The sequence below is a fragment of the Nonlabens antarcticus genome, from assembly GCF_015356755.1.
In the GTDB taxonomy this organism is placed as follows: Bacteria; Bacteroidota; Bacteroidia; order Flavobacteriales; family Flavobacteriaceae; genus Nonlabens; species Nonlabens antarcticus.
In genome coordinates this window covers 1-234 of record NZ_JADFCO010000011.1, presented here as the reverse complement: position 1 = coordinate 234, position 234 = coordinate 1, and the positions used below count along the sequence as shown (strand labels likewise).

Sequence of the window (234 nt, the reverse complement as noted above, 5' to 3'; positions counted from 1 at the left end):
TCGGCACGCTCTGCCAGATGCTCTGCACGAGCTTTCTGCTTCTCAAGCAGCTTGACTCTAGCCTCTAGTTCTATTATTTTCTGTTCTGGTGTTTTTGCCATGGTTGCAACGGATAGGTTCTGCCAGTCAAAAGTACCATATTTTCTGAGCCACCCAGTTATGGTAGCTCTCGCCTGTATGCCATATTTTAGGTGGGCATTGAGTCTATCGAGTTGTCCCGATTCAATCTCATCG

General features: G+C 47.0%; 1 pseudogene. It reads right to left on the bottom strand.

Going from position 1 to position 234, the window contains the following annotated elements:
• A pseudogene (locus IQ282_RS00040) lies at nt 1-234 on the bottom strand (hypothetical protein); the annotation flags it as partial.